The organism is Mycobacterium sp. KBS0706 (genome assembly GCF_005938675.2).
Classification (GTDB): Bacteria; Pseudomonadota; Alphaproteobacteria; order DSM-16000; family Inquilinaceae; genus Inquilinus.
Map to the genome: position 1 here is coordinate 1 of NZ_VCCH02000057.1, position 19,190 is coordinate 19,190.

The 19,190-nt window shown below is 64.7% G+C and carries 14 protein-coding genes and 1 pseudogene; 7 read left to right on the plus strand and 8 right to left on the minus strand.

Annotated elements, in window-relative coordinates:
* Positions 1-463, minus strand: a pseudogene (locus FFK22_RS26465) (hypothetical protein); the annotation flags it as partial.
* A 722-nt stretch (positions 464-1,185) separates the two neighbouring features.
* Between FFK22_RS26465 and FFK22_RS26470 the strand changes: the two are divergent.
* Positions 1,186-2,175: a LysR family transcriptional regulator gene (locus tag FFK22_RS26470; protein WP_221938870.1), complete on the plus strand. Its 990-nt coding sequence runs from the start codon at positions 1,186-1,188 to the stop codon at positions 2,173-2,175.
* A gap of 230 nt (positions 2,176-2,405) precedes the next feature.
* Here FFK22_RS26470 and FFK22_RS26475 read toward each other — a convergent pair whose 3' ends face one another.
* Together FFK22_RS26475 and FFK22_RS26480 are read right to left on the minus strand one after the other, a co-directional pair.
* A complete protein-coding gene (locus FFK22_RS26475) occupies positions 2,406-4,253 on the minus strand; it encodes a calcium-binding protein (RefSeq protein ID WP_186002659.1) in 1,848 nt (615 codons plus the stop codon).
* A 188-nt stretch (positions 4,254-4,441) separates the two neighbouring features.
* Positions 4,442-5,020 (minus strand): LexA family transcriptional regulator, encoded by a 579-nt coding sequence (locus tag FFK22_RS26480; protein ID WP_138887843.1) that lies wholly within the window; start codon positions 5,018-5,020, stop codon positions 4,442-4,444.
* Between the two features lie 171 nt (positions 5,021-5,191).
* Between FFK22_RS26480 and FFK22_RS26485 the strand changes: the two genes are divergently transcribed.
* Together FFK22_RS26485 and FFK22_RS26490 are read left to right on the plus strand one after the other, a co-directional pair.
* Positions 5,192-5,524 carry a hypothetical protein gene (locus FFK22_RS26485; protein ID WP_138887842.1) on the plus strand — a complete coding sequence of 111 codons (333 nt, stop codon included), beginning with the start codon at positions 5,192-5,194 and terminating at the stop codon, positions 5,522-5,524.
* Positions 5,524-6,033, plus strand: a complete 510-nt coding sequence (locus FFK22_RS26490; RefSeq protein WP_138887841.1) for a hypothetical protein — start codon at positions 5,524-5,526, stop codon at positions 6,031-6,033. The genes FFK22_RS26485 and FFK22_RS26490 overlap by 1 nt, the downstream gene beginning before the upstream one ends.
* A gap of 7 nt (positions 6,034-6,040) precedes the next feature.
* Here FFK22_RS26490 and FFK22_RS26495 read toward each other — a convergent pair whose 3' ends face one another.
* A complete protein-coding gene (locus FFK22_RS26495; RefSeq protein ID WP_138887840.1) occupies positions 6,041-6,334 on the minus strand; it encodes a hypothetical protein in 294 nt (97 codons plus the stop codon).
* A 121-nt stretch (positions 6,335-6,455) separates the two neighbouring features.
* On the opposite strand from FFK22_RS26495, the gene FFK22_RS26500 reads away from it, so the two are divergent.
* The gene (locus FFK22_RS26500; RefSeq protein ID WP_138887839.1) at positions 6,456-7,001 is read left to right on the plus strand and encodes a DUF6456 domain-containing protein; all 546 of its coding nucleotides are present in this window, start codon (positions 6,456-6,458) and stop codon (positions 6,999-7,001) included.
* A gap of 431 nt (positions 7,002-7,432) precedes the next feature.
* Here FFK22_RS26500 and FFK22_RS26510 read toward each other — a convergent pair whose 3' ends face one another.
* Positions 7,433-8,422 (minus strand): Tim44 domain-containing protein, encoded by a 990-nt coding sequence (locus tag FFK22_RS26510; protein ID WP_221938871.1) that lies wholly within the window; start codon positions 8,420-8,422, stop codon positions 7,433-7,435.
* Between the two features lie 170 nt (positions 8,423-8,592).
* On the opposite strand from FFK22_RS26510, the gene FFK22_RS26515 reads away from it, so the two are divergent.
* Entirely contained in the window at positions 8,593-9,318 is a 726-nt protein-coding gene (locus FFK22_RS26515) for a phage terminase large subunit (protein WP_186002660.1), read from the plus strand.
* Between the two features lie 351 nt (positions 9,319-9,669).
* Here the strand turns inward: FFK22_RS26515 and FFK22_RS26520 are convergent, their stop codons facing one another.
* Positions 9,670-10,881, minus strand: coding sequence for an HNH endonuclease (locus FFK22_RS26520; protein ID WP_138887837.1), 1,212 nt, complete (start codon positions 10,879-10,881; stop codon positions 9,670-9,672).
* Positions 10,882-12,432: 1,551 nt separating this feature from the next.
* Here FFK22_RS26520 and FFK22_RS26530 point away from each other — a divergent pair.
* Both FFK22_RS26530 and FFK22_RS26535 read left to right on the plus strand, forming a co-directional pair.
* Entirely contained in the window at positions 12,433-14,376 is a 1,944-nt protein-coding gene (locus FFK22_RS26530; protein ID WP_186002661.1) for an AAA family ATPase, read from the plus strand.
* A 108-nt stretch (positions 14,377-14,484) separates the two neighbouring features.
* On the plus strand, positions 14,485-16,755 hold the full coding sequence (locus FFK22_RS26535) for a hypothetical protein (RefSeq protein ID WP_221938872.1): 2,271 nt from the start codon (positions 14,485-14,487) through the stop codon (positions 16,753-16,755).
* A 41-nt stretch (positions 16,756-16,796) separates the two neighbouring features.
* On the opposite strand, the gene FFK22_RS26540 is transcribed toward FFK22_RS26535, so the two are convergent.
* Both FFK22_RS26540 and FFK22_RS26545 read right to left on the minus strand, forming a co-directional pair.
* Positions 16,797-17,555: a hypothetical protein gene (locus FFK22_RS26540; protein ID WP_138887834.1), complete on the minus strand. Its 759-nt coding sequence runs from the start codon at positions 17,553-17,555 to the stop codon at positions 16,797-16,799.
* A gap of 539 nt (positions 17,556-18,094) precedes the next feature.
* Positions 18,095-18,505 (minus strand): helix-turn-helix domain-containing protein, encoded by a 411-nt coding sequence (locus tag FFK22_RS26545; RefSeq protein ID WP_138887833.1) that lies wholly within the window; start codon positions 18,503-18,505, stop codon positions 18,095-18,097.
* Between the last annotated feature and the right edge of the window lie 685 nt (positions 18,506-19,190).

Below are 19,190 nucleotides of genomic sequence, written 5' to 3' on the forward strand. Positions count from 1 at the left end.
CCTCCATCAGCCACAGCAGCAGGGTGGTCAGGCGGTCGAGGATGGCGGCCGGGCCGACACCCAGATCCGCCGCCTCATGATGTTCGACCAGCAGCCGGCCGGTCAGGTCGGCGACGCCGACGGCGATCGAGGAGCGGTCGAGCGCGGCCACCAGCAGCGCGCCGGCATTGCTGCGGAACTGCAGATGGCGCGGCGCCCGGCCGCGGCCGGGCTGGCCGAGGTCGCCCTCCTCGACAAGTCCGAGCGACTCCAGGATGGCGAGCCGGTCGGCGACCACGGCGCGGCCCAGCTCGGCCTCGTGCTCGAGCTCCAGCCGTGTGGTTGCGCGCCCGCTGCGGATCAGGGTCAGCAGCTGCGCCAGGCTGGCATGGGCCGCCTCGATCGTGCGCGGCCGCCCGACCGATCGGGCCGGCTTTTCCTGCTCCGGGGCGGCCTGGCTGCCGGGGGGACGACCCCTTGTCATCGATGCGGCTCCTTCCCTCTCGGGATCCGAACCAGCCATCAATGAACCGGAAATGTCGTTGATACAATATGGGTTTCGAATTTTCCGACAAAAGTCCGTCTCTTTATGCGTCGGAATTGTTTGACCGCTCGCCGAATCGATTGCAATAGTATTCGCAACGGACGGAAAAACCATCGACACGGGTTTGCAATTCGCCGACCTCCGGCGGTGCAGACCTGGACGACGCGACAGCGCGAAGGCGCTGACCCGAGGGAGGAGAGCCATGTCGCTCACCACAGATGGGGAGACGCTGATATTTGGGTGTGCAATGCCCATACTCAGATTTCTCTATCCGGGGTCTCTCGCAATCTCGATGCCTTCGGGCGTCAGGGCGCAATCTACAATGAATGTGAAGAAACGCCTAAGCTGCAATCGGTGAAACGACGGCCGGTCAGCAAGGCTCGCGCGGGCTGTCGATGGCCCTTTCGGAACCACCCGGTTTTCCACTGACCACCGGTTGCGCCGAATGACGGCAGCCTGATCACTGGCGCCCGCCGACCAGCTTCGCGCTCCTCTCCCGACGGTCCACTCGGCACCGATGCCGGTCGCGTGCCGGATGGCCGCGCCACATCCACCCGCAACATGAAGCCATGGAGGAAGTGCATGTGCGCTGACATGGGGATGAGCCCGGACCGGCAGGGCCGTGCCGGCCTGTCGCAGCCTGCCGCAGGGGAGGCGGGGTCGTGACGGCCGCTCTGGACGCAGGCATGGAGGCATCCGGTGCCCGCCGGACGAATCTCGCCTCGGTCGACCTCAACCTGCTGGTGGCGCTGGAGGCGCTGCTGGAGCAGCGCAACGTGACCCACGCCGGACAGCGCGTGGGCCTGAGCCAGCCGGCGATGAGCCGTGCGCTGGCGCGGCTGCGGGGCATGTTCAACGACGACCTGCTGGTGCGCACCTCCGCCGGTCCGACGCTGACGGCGCGCGGCGAGCAGCTGCGGGCCAGGCTGCCATCCGCCCTGGGGGTGATCCGCGAGATCCTGGTGAGCCGCAGCTTCAGGCCCGAGGAGGCGAAGTCGAAGGTCACCGTGGCGATGCCCGAGCACCAGGCGCTGGTCCTGCTGCCCCGGCTGCTGCCGCGCCTGCGGTTGCGGGCGCCGAACCTAGACCTCGTCGTCAGCCCCCTCCTGGCCGGTTCGCTCAAGCGTCTCGAAAGCGGCGAGATCGATCTCGCCATCGGCCAGGTCGACGGCACGCCGTCGGGCTTCTTCCGGCGCACTCTCTACACCGATCGGTTCGTCTGTCTGCTGCGCCGGGATCATCCGTCGCTGCAGCACGAGTGGACGGCAGATCGGTTCCTGGCGCTGCGCCATGCCGTGATCTCGCCAGGGGCCGAAGGCGGTTTCGGCCAGATCTACGACGCGATCGCGAACCTCAATCTGCCGGACCGGGACCCGCTGATCGTGCCCAATGTGATGGCGGCGCCGATGATGGTGGCGGAGAGCGATCTCGTGCTCACCGTACCGCGCCGGGTGGCGATGCGGGCGGCGGCGATGCTGCCCCTGACGGTGGTCGAGCCGCCGGTCGAGCTGCCCTCCTACGAGGTCTCGCTGATCTGGCACGAGCGCCATCATCGCGACGCCGAGCACGGCTGGACGCGCTCCGAAATCGCCGCCGCCGCCACGGAGGTGGTCCACAGCCTGGCCGAGCCGCCCGCCGCCCGCGTCGCCTGACCCCGGCCTTCATCCGCCGCCGGCGGCAAAGGCCGGCGTCGGCCGCCTGGCGGCCATGACTCAAGGCGGAGCGCCGTAGTCCCGAACCCAGCTTGCCACTCGGGTCGTCGCGCCGCTCTCCCACCCCCTGCCGTCTCGCAAGCGGGAGAGGCCATGGACTCGCAAGCCGGTCGCCAGCGTCTTCGTCCCATCCCGTTGCCGCCGGCGTGCGATCGGCCGCCGTGCCGCGGTCAGAGCGCGAAATCGGCGGCGACCAGGGCAATGGCGCCGGTGAGCTGGATGTGGAAGTCCGAGACGCCGTCGCCATCGACGTCGCCGGCGACGGTGGTGACGTTGGGGGCGGTGACGGCGAATCGCAGCTGGCCGGCGACGCCTGTGAACAGGGCGGTGCCGATGAAGCTGAAGGCCTGGTTGCCGCCGGCGATGGTGTTGGCGTCGATCGCCGCCAGGTCGATCCTGTCCGCCTGGGCGTGGCTGAAATCGGTGATCACATCGGCATTGGCGCCGACCGCGCTCTGCGCCGTGCTGGCGTAGACGAAGCGATCCGCCCCTGCGCCGCCGGTGAGCGTGTCCTTGCCGCCGGCCCCAGTGAGCACGTCGTCGCCATTCCAGCCTTGCAACGTGTTTGCGTTGGTGTTTCCGACCAAGCTGTCATTGCCCTGGCTGCCGGAGAGATTCTCGACGCCGAGCAGCGTGTCGCCCTCGGCCTCGCCGCCGCTGCCGAGGCCGGTGACGAGGCTGACCACGACCCCGGCCGCGCCGGTGTAGTAACTGGCGGTATCGCTGCCGCTGCCCCCGTCGAGCTCATCCGCCCCGGCGCCGCCGCGCAGCACGTCGCCGCCGTCGCCGCCATAGAGCGCATCGTCGCCGCCGAGCCCGTTCAGGGCGTCAGCGCCGCCGAGGCCGTTGATCTCGTCATTGACCAGCGTGTGGCCGTAAAGGGCATTGGCCTCTTCGGTGCCGGTGACGATCCCGTCGCGCGGATCGATGATCTGGGTCCGTACCTCATCGGTTGCGGTGCTGTGCCATTCCACCACCAGCCGGCCGTCGGCCAGCGCCGCGACATGGGGGTAGAACTGGCCCCCGGGTCCGTCGGTGCCGGTGTTGACCGTGAACTGGCCGCCGACCCGGGCGCCGAAGGCGTCGAAGCGCTGGCCGACGATATTGTAATCGGCGGCGCTGGCGCCCGAGGATGCGTCGGACCAGACGGCGACGAAGCCGCCATCCGGCAGGGCGGTCAGATCGGGAAAGGCCTGATGGGACGCGAAGATCGAGTTGACCAGGAACTCGGCGCCGACCTCCGCGCCGTTGGCATCGTAGATCTGGGCATGCACGCTGGCGCCGCTCCGGTCCTGCAGGGTGGTCGAGAATTCGTTCCAGGCGATGACGAAACCGCCATTGGCCAGCGCGATCACAGGCGCCGGGTTGTCGCCTGCGAGGGGGGCGTTCGAGGTGTTGTTGACCTGGGTCGAGGCGGTGATGGCGGTGCCGTCCGCCGCGAAGACGCGATAGCGGTGGTTGTCGCCGCCATTGTGGTCGAGCCAGGTGACGACGTAGCGGGCGCCGTCGGCGATCGCGGCAATCGAGGGCGCGTCCTGGATTCCGGCCGCCGCATCGCTGTTGACGAGCGCGGCGCCGAGCCTGATGTCGTCGCCCGACTTGTAGGCGAAGCGAAAGCCGGCGCCGAGCGCAGTGATCGCACTCTGGCTTTCGAAAACGGCAGGGGCGGCGACGCTTTGCCCGGACTCGAACGTGCCGTCGGCCCCATAGGTGTTCACCCACGCGTTCTTGTCGCCAAGGATGGATTCGGTGAAGCTGACGGCGAAGCCGCCATCCGCCAGCGCGGTGACCTGCGGCTCGGAGTAGAACCCATCCGGATCCGCGCCGACAACCGCGATCTGGTCGCCGACCGCGCTGCCGAGAGCGTCAAAGCGCTGAGCCTGGACCTGCTGAGGCGCGCCGTCATCCGCCCATACCACGACGTAGCCGCCATCCGCGAGGCCAACGACATCCGACCCGCGGATTGTGGAACTGCCCGTCCCGACGACCTTCTCACTGCCCCATTTCCGTACCGGCATGACGATCTTCCCCTTCGATGGTGTCGAGCCCGGCGATCGGCCGGGCATAGCGGGCTAACCTGCCGCGGAACGGGGCAGGCGACATCGCCCGGACAGGAGATGCGCGCTGGTCCTATCTGATCTATGATGATGGGTTTTCGATCACAGAAGTTTCGAAGTCATCCGGCCATGGCCGCCGGTCCCGGCATTCAGTCCCGCCTGACCCATTTCACCGGCACCACCCATTCCACCACCACATCCTCCATCGGCGGGGCGTTGTAACTGTCGAGGGTGAAATAGCCCGGGCTGGAGCCGCGGCGCAGCACCTTGACGAAGGTGCGGCCGTCGGCGAGGCGGACCACCACCTCGCGGCCGATCAGCCCGGCGGGGTCGCCGGTGGCGTCGGCGCGGCGGTAGTAGATCGTCTCGCGCTCGAGATAGCGCGGGAACATGGAATCGCCCTCGACGATCACCGCCACCGTCATGTCGTCGGCGCCGGGCGGGGCCTCGACCTCGTCGATCCGCTCCGACGACGCGTCGCCGTCGAACAGATGCACCTCGGCGCCGGCGCCGACCTTGCCGACCAGGCGCACGGCGCGGGGCGTGCCCAGCACCTCCAGCTCGCTGGTGCCGAAGGCCTCGGCCGCCAGCCGAATGTAATCGGCGGTCAGCCGCCGCTCGCCGCGCTCGAGCTTGATCAACTGGCCGCGCGAGACGCCCATGGCCTCCGCCGCCTGCTCATGCGTCCAGCCCCGGGCTTGGCGCAGCCGTTTCAGTCCATTCCCCATTCTGGGCATCTTGCGTGATCGGATTCGATTTGTCATTCCCCAATATGGGAAATATCCGCTTGACAAAATTCCCCATATTGGGGAACAATCATCTTAAGGCATTGGTCTTTTCATGCCGTTCAGAAGCCGAACCGGATCATCCCGCGGCTGAATTCCATTCGGAGCTGCATCATGTCCTTCGCATCCACTCTCGCCGGCCCGACGGCCGGCCTCGCCCTCGCCTTGACTCCGGTCCAGCCGGACCCGGCGGCCGCCCAGGCGGAAAACCCCTGCGCCCCCTATGATATCGTCGCCGCGGCGCTGAACGAGCGCTTTCACGAGGCCCCGGTGGCGCGGATGCTGTCCGACCGCGGCTTCCTCATCGAGATCCTGGCCTCGGCCGACGGCGCCAGCGTCACCGTGCTCGGCATCCAGGCCAACGGCACCGCCTGCGTGCTGGCGACCGGATCGGGCTTCGCCCTGGTCGACCCGGCGGCGGCGCCGGCGCCGGGGACGGACGCCTGATGGGCGACGCGATCCGGCTCAGCGACCGGACCCGGACGCTGTTTGCCGTCATCGCCGCCGCGGCCGCGGCCGCGGCGCCGACACCCTCGACCCCGGAGCTCGAGGCGGCGCTGGAGGCGGCCGGGCATCGGATCACCGGCAATCCGGGCCTGATCGGCAGCGAGCTGCGGCGGCTGCAGCGGGCCGGCCGGATCACCGTCATCGGTCGGCAGAGACGGCGCGTCTTCGAGATCGCCGGCACCGGCCAGCGCACGGTGAGGCGGCCTGCCGCCGGGACCAGCCCGGCGCTGGCCGCCGCCCTGGCCCGGACGACGCTCCGGCGCCAGGCCGCGCAGGCGGGGTGGCCGCGGCCGACCAGCGAGAGTGCCGCCGCCTACGACGCGGCGGTGCGGCGCCGCGAATTCGCCCGCCACGAGCATCCCGAGCCTCCGGGCCCGCTGGTCCGGATCCGCCCGCCGGTCCGGCGGTCGCCCACCGGATGTGCCACCGCGCTGATGGCGCTGTGGTGAACGGCGGTCAGATCCGGGCGGCGGCGGGGCCGCTGAAATGGGCGTCGCGGAACGCCGCGAAATCGCGGCGGAACTGTTCCAGCCCATAGGGCTCGGGCGGGTCCGGCGGCGTCCGGCGGGTGATCGCGGCCAGCACGCAGTCCTGGACCCGGTCCAGGCTGCCGCCGTCACGCGCGATGCTCATAGCCAGGGCGATCCATCCCACCTCCAGCGCCGAGGGCCGATGGCCCTCCTGCCAGTTGAGGAGGTAGATGCGCAGCCAGGCATGGATCGCCTCGGCCTGTCGTGGGGTCTCCGACATGCGACCTCCGTGCTCTCCCTAGAGCAAGGGGGCGAGTCCGGACATTGTTCCCGATCAAAGGGATGAGGCGGCGTGCCGGCCGCCGACACTGCCGAATTTCCGAAATCAGCAGGGGGACATGATGGCGCGACACAGAACCGGCCGTGGCAGGACGGCTGCGGCCGGCCCGCAGGATGCGGCACGAGAGACGCCGGAGCGGGCCCGGCATGCGGCCGGGATCGTCGACCGGCCAACCGGGACCGCGATCGGCGCCCCGGTCGGCCGCCTGGTGCAGGCGCCGCTGGACCGGCTGGCGGCGCGGGGAACGATCAGCCCGCGCATGCATTCGGCCGGGCAGCGGCTGCGCGATCACTTCGAGATCGGCGTGGTGGGGGCGCGGAACTGCAACAGCGAGCTGCTGTCCGGAATCCGGGGCACCGGCACCGCGCTGGCCCCGAGCGAGGTGCAGCTCGGGGCCATCCGCGCCTACAAGGCGGCGCTGCGCTGCCTCGGCGCCCATGTCGGCGCGGTGGTGGAGGCGGTGTGCTGCCACGAGGAGGACATCACGGTCGTGGCCGACCGGCAGGGGCGCCATCGCCACCGGGTGATGGGCGTGCTGGAGGACGGGCTGAAAACCCTGGCCGACCATTACCGGCTGACCGGCCGCGACGATCCGGCGCCGGGATGAGGCGAGACGGGACCGCTGAGATGGGCACAGTGATCAGTTCGGGGCCGAAACAGCGGCATCCGGGCCTGATGACAGCTTCGACGAGGGCGGTCAGTCGCGACCACTCCTCATGCATGAAACGTTCAAGCGAATCGAGGCATCTGTCCGGTTTGGCGACGGGGGCACGAAGAGCGCGTTGCCCAGACGTGTGCCTCCATCGATCCACCGCGTTTCGTGTTCGCTTTTTGTTCTTGACGCGACGTGCCGTCACGTGGCATAGTTCAGGCACAGTCAGAGAGTTGCGCCCGCCCGGCATCGCCGCGGCGGGCGCTTTCGTTCCGGAAAAGGAGGGCGGGGCATCGAGGAATGCGGCGACAATGCGCTCTGAGCGACTTTCCGCGCCTGGCGGGGCGAGGCCGGCGGCGCCGGCGCTCGACCCGCTCAGCCGCGGATCAGGCGGCTGCCTGGACCGCGGACAGCTTCCAATCGGCGCGGTTTTTCCGGGCGAAGGTCCAGATCTCGACCGTCTCGGTCGGCTTTTCGGCATCGCCCTCGATGACCCGCCCGGTCGCACGGTCGCGCGTGGCATCGATGCTCGAATACCGCAGCGCGACGGTCGCGTAATCCGTGTCGGCCTCGCGCCAGGATTCGGCCAGGTCGCCCTGCAGCAGGCGGACATCCGACACCTCGTTCCTGACGCCGCGGGTGGCGTTCTCGCCGAGCTCCTCGGCGAAATACGACATCACCTCCGGGGTCGTGCGGGCGCGAAGGCCGGCGAAATCCTCGGCGCCGTGGGCGGCCTGGATCTCGCCGAGCAGCCGCTCGAAAGCGTCGAAGTCGGAACGGTCGAGGCCGACCTCGTCGCGCGGTGCCTGGCGCGCGGCGCTGTCGGGGCGCCGGGAACCGCCCGAACCCGCGAGCCCCGGCGCGAGATCGCCGCCAGCCTCACGGTGCATGCCGGACATCGCCGGGCCGGCGAAGGCGGGACGGCCGGCGCGGCCGAAGATACGCCGGAACGCCATGACGGCCAGGAGGATCAGGCCGATCTGCAGCACCAGCCCCATCAGCCCGGCGACGCCGCCGAAGCCGTGGCCGAGCAGCATGCCGACGAGGCCGCCGAGCGCCAACCCGCCGAGGATGCCGCCGAAGCCGCCGAACCGGCCCGCCGCCGGGCTCTGGACGCCGGCCATCGGCTGGGCCTGGCCCGGCTGGGCGGCCTGGGTGCGCGGCGTCATGGTCCGGTCGATCGGCGCCGCGGTGCCGGGCGCGGTGGGCGGCGCCTGATAGGTCCGCACGCCGCGGCTGCCGAAGCCGCCCGAATTCACGCGCCGGGCGTCGGCCTGGTCGACGGCGGCCAGGAGCACTCCCAGCCCGAGCACGAGGCTGGCGACGATTCTACCGAAGCGGCTGCGGAAAGGGCTCATCTCTGGTCCGGGATCCATGCTGTTCTCGGTGCCTGTCGCATATGGGGATCCGCGGTCCCGATTTGAGGGGCGCCTGCGGGCGAAACCCGGCGCGGACGGGCCGGCATCCAACGATCTCCTCTCATGTTCGCTTTTTGTTCTTGACGCGATGCCGCATCACGTGGCATAGTTCAGGCACAGTCAGAGAGTTGCGCCCGCCCGGCACCGCCGCGGCGGGCGCTTTCGTTCCGGAAGGGGGCTGGGCGATTGCAATGAAGCGCACGGCCAAGCAGATGAAGTTCGTCGAGGAGATTCTCGTCGACGGCTACGGCGACCGGGCGGCGATCCGGGCGGGATACAGCCCCAAGAGCCCCAGGTCTTCTGCGTCCCGCATGCTCAGAGATCCGGAGATGGCCATCGCGGTCCTCAAGACGGCGGTGGCTCGGCGGCAGAAGGGCGGGCGGCTCAAGAAGCGCGTGCAGGGTCTGCTGCTAAAGCTAGCCGGCCGTGTCGACGTGCCCGGCATGGACAAGGCATTCCGTCGGCCCGTGAAGGAGGCGCGCCGCAGCCTCGGCCGCCTCTGCGTGCCGGCCGCCGGGGGCAGGACCGGCCGGGCCAAGGTGCCGATGGCGCCCCGCCTGCCGGACGATCCGCCGCCCGAGCATTTCGGCGTCTTCGCCGAACTGCTGCCGCCGGCCCGGTACAAGGGCGCCTATGGCGGGCGCGGCTCGGGCAAGTCGCATTTCTTCGCCGAACTGCTGGTGCGGCGCTGCCTCAAAGGTCCCGTCCGGGCGGTGTGCATCCGCGAGGTGCAGCGCTCGTTAGACCAGTCGGTCAAGCGGCTGATCGAGGACAAGATCCAGACGCTCGGCCTGGGTGGCCATTTCCGGGTGCAGGCTGACCGCATCTATAGCTGGGCGCGCGCTTTTGGATGACGGGGCACCGGTTTTGGCAGATCGAGCCTTTACTTCGTTTACTTGCCTCCCCATAGCGACGCGCGCGCTTTGGGTGGAGGGAATGATCGGGCGGCTGGATCTGAACGATGCGTTAGCCGCTGGCGATGGTCCGCAATGGATGAGCAGCGCAACTCAGGGCATTGCTCCAGACGCATTTGGTCCGCGCCAATGCCGGCCACTGCTCAGGTGTCCTTAAGCCGGACGCGGGCCAGGCTGGCCGAGATCGGCCCTGTTTGCGCGGGCTAGGGCCATCAGAGGCGGCCCAAACTAGCCATCAAACTCAGCATCGGGAAGCAGATGCGCCTGAGATTCAAGAATGGCGTCGGCGTCTCAGGGGCGACCCGAAGCCACCCAGCCGCGAAGCTCCTCAAGCGTATAAGGCTCGAGAGTCCCCTTTCGATGCGCCCTTCGATGACAGGTCGGACAAAGGATTTGGAGGTGCTCGGGTAGCGTGGTGCGCCTGCCCATGGACAGCGGTGTTGGATGGTGCGCATCGAACATCGCATGATCATCGTGAGTGAACGAACACGCCTCGCAAGTCGACCGACCATACTTCGCTAGGTTCAGATGCTTCGCAGCCGTGGCGACCAGAGGATCGCGCTCGATTCTCAATTGGAGGTTCCAGATCCGCTCGCCCTCTTCAACACCGGTCGACGCCGGAATCGTGGGTAGTCTCTCCCCAACCAGCCTCGGCGTGCCGGCATCATAAAAGTTGCTGGGAGAGGGAAGCGCCGCCAGTTCGACTGGCCAATCGCGCAGCGCTGCCCAGAGGCGCCCCATTGCGCCATCGGGATGGACGATCCCATCCTGCGCTCCCACTAGAATAGTACGATCTGGGAATCCTAAATCCTCGATCAGGTGCGGTGGGTCGACAAAGCGCCACACGTCGTGCAGGGCCAGAGCTACAGGCCACTGCGCCAGCTTCTCAACCTCAGCCGGATCGGTCACGAGCTTTTCGGTAGGACCATAGACGAGTGCTGCACGGGCGAGGTTCAGCACCCGGCCTTCCAGCCCCTCGCGCACGTTCGCACCTCCGCCGATCGCAACGATAAAGGGCCGCGTCACAGCCCGGCGGGCGGCACCAGCAGCCACCGAGAAATAACTTTTACTTCCGATCTCCCCACGGCGTCCGAAGCAAATCACATGCGAACCGAGTACTCCATAGACGGCCTTAACCCCCATGAGTAGTTCAGGGATAGCGACCAGATCGTGTAAGGTGGACGTTCTCTTCTCGGGTCGGTCAAGGCCCCCTGCGTCGACTATGATTCGCCGCAATCTGGCTTCGTTCGTCGAGCCTATATTGTCCGCGGGCCAGTACCCTTCGATGTGGGGCAGCTTCATCGTCTGCATCACGGATGAGATATTTCGCATCCGAAATTCGATAGAGCTTTTCGTCCGACGAGAAAGCGAACTGGCAAGGAGCTTCTCGCGGAACTTCGCTTTTACGTAGGGCGTATGTGATAGCTCAAGGCGCAGCATGGCGAGGTAGGCAGTGACCGCTGCTGCAAGTTCCTCGTCCGTCCACTCCTCTTCGCTCGCCATCGCCTAGAATTGCCTTTAAGGCCCTTGCTGGTTAATGAAAGCGGCAGCATACCATCTGGGGCGCCTGCTGACGTTCGCCGAAGCGGTCAGATCGCTGGCCGCAGACTCACCCCCACCGGTATCGCTCTTGGCGGTTCGTATCGCGCCCGGCTTGGGTGCGCCATATCCTGCCACCACGCTGGCTTCTCAAGAGCGGAGATCTCCGAAAACGATTATACAAGGATTCGTTGAGCAATGACCCTCCACGGGATTTCTCTGCGAAGCGCAGCGCACTGCGCAGCAGATCTACTCCCTGCGGCAGCCGCCGCCGAGGAGGCGGTGCGGAGTGTCTTCTCAGGCACCTCTACCGCCTCTGCCAGCCACAGCAACATCGGCGCACATTGAATGTGGTTATATGCGTACTCGGCAGAGCGACCCCGCAGTGTGCTCCGATTGTAAGCTCCTGGCCCGTCATATTCGCGTAACCACCCCAACCAATGCTCTTGCTGGGTGGAGTACCAAGTCACTCTTCCCGGTCGACCGGTGGAGAGCTCCTCCTCAAGGGCCGAGCTTATTGGCAGTGGAGCGTTCAACATTTGAACAATCCGGGCGAGTTGATCAGGGCTCATTTTCGTACAGTCGGTGTGGAGTCCCCTTGATCATATCATCCTCGTGAGGAGCTGAACTCACGCCGATCGAGTGCCAGCTCGGTCGACCCAAGTTCGCCATAAGCGGCAACTGCTCCCCGTCTAGGAACCGGTCGTCGCCTAAACCCTTCCTCTCGACCAATTGGCAGCCCGCGGTGGCTGCGCTGAGTGCCGGCAAGCGGACATTGAACAAGCCCGCCGGGAGGGGACATGACTTCGGGCGGCTCGTTGGCGACGATCGACGGCCGCCTGGCCGTATCGACGCGGGGATCTCTGCGCCCTCATCACGGGATGGTCACCCATTCAGTGGGTGCACTTTTAGGTGCGGCTCGTCTGCAAGGGGCGGCAACTCAGGATGGCTCGGCCGTCCGGGCGTCCAGGCCTAGGCCCCACAGCGGTGGGAGCTGGCCGCCCGACCGCGAATGTCTCGCTGACCTTCTCGACGTCGCAATCATCTGAACTTCCACAACTCCGAATTGTAGCTAGCGGTTTCCCAGGACTGGCGTATGATCTGTAATATTCCATTGCCCGATATGTGCCCGACATCGTTAAGGAATTTCCATGACAAAGCATGAAGATGCGCCAAGACCTTGTGAAGTTGATATCGATTCAGTTTGTCCAGCCGGATCAGTATGGCGGAGATCATGATGCGTTTTCCAAGTGCATATTGGTAAGTGCCGATCATTGACACTACCGTGCAAGTTGGTTCAGTGGGGTTCGGAGCGGCCTTGTTCGGCATAAGGCAGCCGGCGATCCGCGTGGCAGTTCGCCTTTGCGCCATCCGAGGTTTTTTATGCAGATCCGGAGTATAGACATGCGCTAGGGATTCAGGCTCGAATGCCCTCTCTGTTTAGACCAGCAAATATCGATGCTCTTCGAAAATAATTATAATGCTGTGATTCGGTGCGGCCCAGGAGGAGCCAATATGTTCATGCAATCCGTTCGGATTAAGAATCTGCGCGCGTACCTGGACGAGACGATCAATTTAGAAACATATACATGTCTTGTCGGCGCGAATGGCGCAGGAAAGTCAACCGTTCTTTGCGCGCTCAATATTTTTTTCCGTGAGACCGAGAGCGCGAACACAAACCTAAGCAGCCTTGAAAAGGAGGATTTCCACAGAGGTGATACCGACACGCCGATTGAGATCACAATTACGTTTTCCGACTTGTCAAAGGCAGCCAAACTGGACTTCGCCGAATACTGCCGGCAGGACGTTCTTATTGTCACCGCGCGGGCGGAGTTTGACACCGGGATCGGCTCGGCCACCGTGAAGCAGTATGGAAACCGTCTCGCCATGGCCGACTTTGCCCCCTACTTTCGCCTTCTCGGCGATGGCGCGAGGGTGGTCGAGTTGCAAACGGAGTACGGCAAGCTCCGCGAAGTCTATCCCGCATTGCCGGCCGTCAAGGTAAAAGACGCCATGACGACCGCCTTGCGGGAGTACGAGGCAACGCGCCCGGGAGATTGCATCCTGATCCCAAGTGAAGACCAGTTCTATGGCGTCAGCCACGGTCAGGGGCTCCTCAGAAAATACCTGCAATGGGTTTATGTGCCGGCTGTAAAGGATGCCGCGGGTGAACAATCCGAGAGCAGAAATTCCGCACTTGGCCGTCTCCTCGCTCGCACCGTGCGTGCACAGGTCAATTTCAGCGAGAAGCTGGGCAGACTCCGGATCGAGGCCGAAGATAAATACAAGGAAATGTTGGTCGCCGAACAGGGTGCCTTGGACGCGATTTCCCAGGCGCTGCAGGGACGCCTCGCAGAGTGGTCGCACCCAGAGGCTACGGCCAAGCTCGTGTGGCACCAGGACCCAAGGACATCGGTGAGGATCGAGGAACCCTTGGCCCGACTGCTCGCTGGCGATGGCGAATTCGAAGGATCGATCGCCCGGTTCGGCCACGGCTTGCAGCGGTCATACATCATCGCGCTGCTACAGGGACTCGCAGCGACGGATGACGAAGAAAGCCCTCGCCTTATCCTGGGCTGTGAGGAGCCGGAACTCTACCAGCATCCACCACAGGCGCGGCATCTCGCAAACGTCCTCCAAACGCTTAGCGAGAAGAACTCGCAGGTAATCGTCTGCACCCATAGCCCATACTTGATCGACGGCAGCAGCTTTGCTCGGGTCCGCGTGGTAAGAAAGCTTCGTAACGACGGCAGAGCGACGGTACGATCCTGCTCGATCGCCGAATTGGGCGCAGTATATGCTGAGGTGACGGGCGACTCACCGGTGGCGCATGATGCTGTGCTCGTCAAGCTGCATCAGGTTATGCAGCCTCACCTTAGTGAAATGTTCTTCGCGCCGAAGTTGATCTTGGTCGAGGGTCTGGAGGACGCCGCCTATCTCAATGCCTGGTTGGTCCTCTCCGGCCGGTGGGAAGCCTTTCGGGCGCGGAGCGCCCACATTGTGGCAGTGAATGGAAAGAGCGAATTAATCCGCCCCGCGATTATCGCGGCCAAGATGGAAATACCCGCCTTCCTGATCTTCGATTGCGATGCAGACAAGCTCACGCACAAGAACCCGGATACCGAGAAGTCCATTCGCGGTGCCCATGAGCGTGATAATAGGGCACTTTTCCGTTTGGCGGGCAAGCATGACCAGGAGCCATTTCCCGAAGATCCGGTATGGGGCAACAGTTTTGCGGCTTGGCCTTTCGACCTCGCTCACACGGTGAAAGCCGATGCAATGGATCACTGGGACGCCGCTGGCTCCTCCGCCTCAGCCACTTTCGGCGGGATCGGCGGTCTGCAGAAGAATACGCTGCACATCGGCGGACGCCTGAAAGAGCTTCAGAAGCTCGGAGCCAATACCGCGACGCTTGACCGGCTCTGTGAAGCCATCGTCGCCTTTGCTTCGCAGCCTTAGTGGCTCCCGCAGCGCTGGAGATTGAACCTCCCTGCTTATGACACAAACCGGGCAAACTGTGTCGGACGACCATGGGCTCTATGAAAAACTCCGTGTAGGTTGATGGCTGTGAATTACAACTTCGAAATTTTGCTTCCGGCCGACTTCGAGGATCTGGCTCGCGATCTGTTAGGCGCGGAGCTTGGCATTCGATTTGAGGCATTTGCGTCCGGACCGGACGGCGGCATGGACGGCCGACATAGTGTGGGAGGCCAGTCGTCCGTCCTGCAGGCGAAACACTACGCCCGGTCGTCCTTCGCCCAGTTAAAAGCCATCATGCGCAAGGAACGAGGTTCGATCGACCGTCTTCAACCAGTGCGCTATCTTCTAGCGACCTCGCAGCCGCTGACACCGAACCGGAAGGCGGACCTGGCTTCCCTTATCGGCCCGTGCCTGAAGGAGCCCGGTGACATCTTCGGTCGACGGGACCTCAACGGTTTGCTCCGACGCCATCCTACGGTCGAACGGGCCCACATCAAACTTTGGTTGGCCAGCACAACCGTGCTCGACACACTCCTTCGCTCGCCATTGTACGCCAAGACTGCGGCAACCCGAGACGAGATTGCGGCCAAGGTCCGTGTATATGCTCCCAATCCTAGCTTCAATGCTGCGCGCGCCAAGCTTGAGCGGCAGCACGTGTTAATCATATCTGGCCCTCCGGGCGTCGGCAAGTCGACCTTGGGTGAAATGTTGATTAATACCTACATCAGTGAAGACTGGGACTTTGTTGCCATTCGCAGCCTTGAGGACGGATTCGCCGTTATCTCGGACCGGCGAAAACAGATTTTCTTCTTTGACGATTTTCTGGGCCGCATCGCATTGGATGAGCGCGCCCTTGCGGCGACAGATTCTGAGCTTGCTCGCTTTATTCGCCGAATTCGTGGAAGCAAGAATGCCCGCTTCATTCTCACAACACGGGCCTACTTGCTGGAAGACGCGCGGCGGCTCTCAGAACATTTGGCTGACCCACACATTCGGATCAGTACCCACGTATTGGACGTCGGGGCCTACACTCGCCGGGTCCGAGCCCGAATTCTGTACAACCATCTCGCCGTCGGTGGCACGTCGGCGGCTCACATCGCTGCTCTTGTCGAGAGCGGCCGGGCGAAAGAGATCGTTGACCACAACAATTACAATCCGCGCGTTGTGGAGTGGATGACCGACCAACTCACCATGCAGGGCATTGCGCCGGAGAGATACGTCGAGGAGTTTGTAGCGACCCTAGCCAAACCCCACCGTCTTTGGGATGCTGCGTTCAAGGCGCACATCGCCCCCCGCAGTAGGCATCTGCTCATTGCCTTGTTCTTCAGCTCGCAGTACGGGGTCGAGATCGAGGATCTCCGTCGCGCATTCGTCCCGCTGCATCGGGCACTCTGCCAAGCGCACGGCGTCGCTTCCGATCCAAAGGACTTCGAAGACGCACTCAAGATTCTTGAAGGCGGCTTTGTCACGATCACTGGCGCGCAGGCGAGCTTCGTGAACCCTTCTCTGCGTGACTATCTAGCGCAGTACTTAGATGACGAGGCCCTCTTGCTCAAATGCGCCGCAGCCGCTCAGACGGCCTCGTGGGCGGATTCTGTCTGGAAGCACGCATGGAAGTGCCCTAGTGTCCAATCTCGGCAGGAGCTGGCGCTCTCTTTCCTCTCCGTTGCTCAGCGTTTTACTGTACTTCCGGTGTACCGGCGCATCAGTAACCAACCCCTAACCCTTAAGATTGCGGATATGAGCTTGGCAAGACGAGTCGAGTTGCTTTTGGAGTGGTGGCGGGCGAGCGATGATCATCGGTTTGTCGAGGCTGCAGTGACGACTTTGCAGGCGCCGCCGGACCGGTTCAGCCCATGGTTGGACGGAGCCGCCTTAGTCAAGTTGCTCGCGGAAATCCCAGACGACGATTACTTTGAAGGTCTGCCGCACCGAGAGATCTTGGCAAATTTGGCCGATGACCGCGTCGTCGCCTTGCTAGAGAACGGTATGGCCAGCGATGACTTGACCCGGATCGCGGAGGCCGTGAATCGCAGTCGAGCGAGTGCGGCTGTACTGACCGCCTTGGACGCAGCGATCCGTCACGAAATCGAGGAAGTCGAAACCATCGTGGCCGATATGGACTCCGAGTCAACTCTGGAGGAGCATATGGACGCACTTGGCCGACTTGGTCCCATTGCCGGGTTGCCGATCCCTGTGGTCGAGCGTGCCCTCGAACAGGTCAAATCGCGCATCGCCCAGCTAGAGGCCGAAACGGAGGAGGCGACTCCACCGGTCGCCGTCTCACAACGGCGCGATTCCGACAAGTTCGATGACGTGGCTTTGAACAACCTCTTCTCTTCCTTGCTGTCGGTCTAGCCGAAGAACTGGGAGACCTTGCGCCAGGACCGAGCTCTTCCCTATTGTCCCTGTCCGTCTTCGACGGATTTTGTCCGCTTCGCGCTGCCCTTCGCGTCGATCTCCGCCGCGACCCGGGACAGTAATGCCTCTGCGGTTTCGCTGTCGTCGGTTCCATTGGCCGGCCAGATTGTGCGAGTGAGGGAACGATCGGGTGCGCCCTCGACCGGGCTCGGCCGTGTCTCGCGCCAGCTGATCTCCACATGAGACAGCCGCTCCATCAGCAACGATCGCCCCGGGAATCGACGCTTCAACAAACGCAGCGGGCGAAGGCGCCGCTCGACCAGAGCCAAGGCCTCCTGTTGGAACGCGACGAAGAGCGCATCCGCGACCACGGCGTGCAACTCGCCGTTGACGGCTTCGATGCGGCGTTCCGCGGCGTCGTGCTCGACCTGCGCGCGCCGGCGTTCTTCCTCCAGCAGGGCGATATCCTGCCGCGCGTCGTCAATCAGCGCCTGCTGGACCGCGTTATGATCGCGGCGGCGCTGAACCTCAGCAGGGTCGGGGCCGGCAGCCGTGCCGCTGAGCAGCGATGCCAGCCGGCCGGCGGGCCGTGGATCGTGCAGCGGAAGCTTATCGACTTCCGCCGCCGCAACCGTCGCCGCAAGTTCCTCCAGGCGCCGGTTGACCAGGCCTATATGGTCCGTCGCCTCGGCACGCTGTGCCTCGATGGCGCGCCGCCGTTCCAGGATGGCGCGAATATCGTCTCGCGCGCTGGAATCTGTAATCAGATCGCCGCTCGGGCGGACATGCTCGACCATATCTTCTCTCCATGTAAGCCGGGTCATGGCCGGCGAGTGTGATTTCGTGGGAGGGCCACGGAGCGGCCTCGGCATGGCTACGGCACTCATTCCCGCGCCCGGCCGGTGTTCAGCCGTCCTGTCCCCGTTAGCCCCCCGTTAGCGACAACGCCGGACCGGAAGCCTCGCCATCACCGGGCCGCCGCCGCCTCGACCCGCCCTGATTGCGGACACGACGGACCCATTGCTCCGATGTCTGTAGATCCCTGGCGCATTCGGCGGTTCCGCCGGGGTGTGCTAAAATGCTCCGCATCTTCGAGCCGATCCCACCGCGAAGCGGCACATACTGGCGAGTACCGCCCCAGCGCTCACAGATGACGCGCGCGGCCGCTAGCCCGACCAGGCGCACAAGCACGCTCGACTTTGACAGGCGGTCAAGCGAGGGGATGTCGACCGTGCAGCCGCCCCTAGCATCCGACAATGACACTGCCTGCTCGACGTGACCGGCGCGCGCAAGCTCGTACAGGATGCCGGGAAACCATTCGGGTGTGATCGAGCGCTCACCCATTGGCGGTCGAGCCCCAGCGGGTGAACGGCTGCATCCCAATCGTCGAGCGGACGCGCCGGACCCATTCTTCAGTCACGCCCGTTTGCCGAGCTATCTCGCGCGGGCGCAGGCCATTGTCCAGGTGCTGAACGATGGTAGCTTTTAGGCCGGGTCGCTCGGCGCAACGCGCGAAGTAGACGTGGCTCGGTCCGAATGCCTCAGCGAGGACGCGCGCGGCATCCATTCCGACAAGCCTGACCAGCGGCGATGTCGGGCGTAGATTGTCGATGCCCGGCACGTACCGTTTCAGGCCACCCCACTCCCGCGACAGCCGCTCCGCCTCGGTCGCAAAACCTGCGTCGACCAATGACGTGTAAACTGCGCCTAGGTATCCCCGGAAACCCGTGTCGCCGTATCGATTCATGAAGCGTTGCGCCCTCGCTCAACATCTGCCCCAATGGTTTGGGGGAAAGCGGGGTATATGTATTGACCCAACGGGTTGGGTTAGATGCCGAAAGCGTTTCGGGGTTGCTGCCCGAGCTGCTTCTATATTTAATGTGACTTGCGTCACCCGCGCCAGCCGACGCACTTAGGGACTCGACGCCCCTTGAGCGCTCGATCTGTCCTCCGGATCGGGCGCTCTTCTCATTGAGCCGGTCTGGCACTATACCGCTGAGAGCTGCCACGACTGAGCCGCACCGCCCGGCATCGTTAAGGCGTGGGGCCTATCAGGGGGCGGGTACCTGATTTGAAGTCACGACGGGCCGCTCGTCCGTGCACCAGAGGGTCGCGAGGCGGGCCAGGGTCCGGGTGCCCGATCTATTGTCGCGGATTTACGAGCTTCGTCGCCTGCGAGCTGAAAAGACTGAACCAAGATCTCCGCGCAGACTTCAGCTGGGAGCGTTGCGCGGAGTTCTCGGCGGCTCAACAAGCTCTGGCTTAGACGCTTGATCCCAGCGCGGTTAAGTCGCCTACCGCCTTCGTCATTGGCACTCTGGCAGGTTCTTTTGCGGACACCTCCAGCAGAGCCGTCGGCCGTTTGCTCCGCCTCCCATTGCTGATGTTCGAAGCCGTTCCGAACTCCTCCGGAGCGGACATCCCCGGCGACG

Coding starts and splice junctions, on each gene's coding strand:
- FFK22_RS26475 (WP_186002659.1), bottom strand. CDS start 4,253: ATGCCGGTACGGAAATGGGGCAGTGAGAAGGTCGTCGGGACGGGCAGT.
- FFK22_RS26480 (WP_138887843.1), bottom strand. CDS start 5,020: ATGGGGAATGGACTGAAACGGCTGCGCCAAGCCCGGGGCTGGACGCAT.
- FFK22_RS26485 (WP_138887842.1), top strand. CDS start 5,192: ATGTCCTTCGCATCCACTCTCGCCGGCCCGACGGCCGGCCTCGCCCTC.
- FFK22_RS26490 (WP_138887841.1), top strand. CDS start 5,524: ATGGGCGACGCGATCCGGCTCAGCGACCGGACCCGGACGCTGTTTGCC.
- FFK22_RS26495 (WP_138887840.1), bottom strand. CDS start 6,334: ATGTCGGAGACCCCACGACAGGCCGAGGCGATCCATGCCTGGCTGCGC.
- FFK22_RS26500 (WP_138887839.1), top strand. CDS start 6,456: ATGGCGCGACACAGAACCGGCCGTGGCAGGACGGCTGCGGCCGGCCCG.
- FFK22_RS26510 (WP_221938871.1), bottom strand. CDS start 8,422: ATGGATCCCGGACCAGAGATGAGCCCTTTCCGCAGCCGCTTCGGTAGA.
- FFK22_RS26520 (WP_138887837.1), bottom strand. CDS start 10,881: ATGGCGAGCGAAGAGGAGTGGACGGACGAGGAACTTGCAGCAGCGGTC.
- FFK22_RS26530 (WP_186002661.1), top strand. CDS start 12,433: ATGTTCATGCAATCCGTTCGGATTAAGAATCTGCGCGCGTACCTGGAC.
- FFK22_RS26540 (WP_138887834.1), bottom strand. CDS start 17,555: ATGGTCGAGCATGTCCGCCCGAGCGGCGATCTGATTACAGATTCCAGC.
- FFK22_RS26545 (WP_138887833.1), bottom strand. CDS start 18,505: ATGAATCGATACGGCGACACGGGTTTCCGGGGATACCTAGGCGCAGTT.